The organism is Limimaricola litoreus, assembly GCF_024159025.1.
GTDB classification, from domain to species: domain Bacteria; phylum Pseudomonadota; class Alphaproteobacteria; order Rhodobacterales; family Rhodobacteraceae; genus Limimaricola; species Limimaricola litoreus.
This window is the reverse complement of the sequence record NZ_JAMYXC010000261.1, coordinates 1-1478: the sequence shown is the minus strand read 5'-3', so window position 1 is coordinate 1478 and position 1478 is coordinate 1. Positions and strand designations below refer to the sequence as shown.

The following is a 1478-nucleotide window of genomic DNA, read 5'->3' as shown; positions in this document are numbered from 1 at the left end:
GGGGCCGCTCGGCGCGCGGCTGTGCCTCGCCGGGCTGCTCGGCCTCCGGGGTCGGCAGGACCGGGCGGCGTGGGCGGACGGCCTGGCGCAGGTCGTCGCGGAAGACCTCCTCGGTGGCCTCGCGCGGTTCGACCTCGCCCAGCTGGCGCGCGGCTTCGGTGGCGGCGACGGCGGCCTTGAGCTGCGAGATCGCCTCGCGCCGGCGGCCCGATTCGGGGTCGTCCATCCGCGCGGCGGTGGCCGAAAGGATGCGCGACATGTCGGCCTCGTCGGTGCCCAGCGCCTGGCCGTTCTGCTGCGCCTCCTCGGGGGCTTTTGACGGCTGCCCATCTTCGGCGCGCCGATCCCGCGGGGCCTGCGCCTCTTTGCTTTCGTTCTGCTGCGGCAGAGGCGGCACGAACTCGAACTCCGCTGGCATCCGGGCTTCGGGCTGCGCTTCGGCCCGGGTTTCGGCTTCCGTCCCGATCTTTGCCTCGACCGCGGCATCGGATGTCTTGCGGAACTCGACTTCCTCGGTCTTCCCGGCTTGGGCGGCCTCCGCTTCGGCCTGCGGCGGCTCGGCTTCGGCCCGGGTATCTTCCTCCTGCTTCATCTCGTGCTGCGCCGGGCCGTCCTGCTCGAAGCCCATTTCGCGCTCGAGCGCGGCAAGCTCGGCGAGCAGGGCGCGCTCGGCCTCCTCGGACAGCTCCGCATCGGTGGGAGCGTCGGGGGCGGCAGGGGCGGCCTCCGTCATGTCGGTCTCGTCCTGGCGCGACAACGTCTCGACGATGGCGGCATCCGGATCGTCCCGCTCGTCCGGCGCCGTCGCTTCGGCTTCGGCAGCGGTCTTGGGACCGGCATGGGCGACCGCGTACGGCGGCTCAGACGAAGCTTCGGCCGGGTCGGACGCCGTCGCGCCAGATGTCGCGCCGGTCTGCGTCTCGATCATCCGGTGCGCCTCGCCGCGCGCGAGGGCGCGGTCGAAATCGGCCTTGCGCATCCGCACCACGCGGGCCCGGGGCGGATGGGCCGGAGCGGGCGCCTCCTGCGCATCGGCCTTCGGGGCGGTTTCGGCGGGCTTCGCCTCGACCCTGACCTCGGTGGCGGCGGGCTTCGCGGCCGCCGTATCCTCGGCGGGCTGCCGCCGGGTCTCCGCCTTCGGCGCCGTGTCGAACATGCCGGCGGCAGGGCGGGCGGCGGGGGCGATGTTCTCCTCCTCGTCCTCGGCGGCAAAGCTCGGCTGGCGGCCGACCACGGCACGGATGCGCTGCAGCTTGGCCGCGACGCTGTCGGGGTCCTGCGGCGGGCGCTGCCGGGTGGCGGGGGCCGCCGGTTGCGGCGCGGACGCGGATTCGGGAACTTTCGCGGCGGACCGCTGCGGCGCTTCGCTGCGGGCAGGCGCGGCCGCCTCTGCCTCGGCACGGGGCGCATGGGTCGGTTCGGTGGCCGCTTCCGCGATTGGTTCCGGGGCAGGCGCAGGCTCCGGGACGGCCTCCGGT

General features: G+C 74.7%; 1 pseudogene. It reads right to left on the bottom strand.

The features are described from left to right. Window positions 1-1478: pseudogene (locus tag NHG85_RS16255) on the bottom strand (hypothetical protein); the annotation flags it as partial.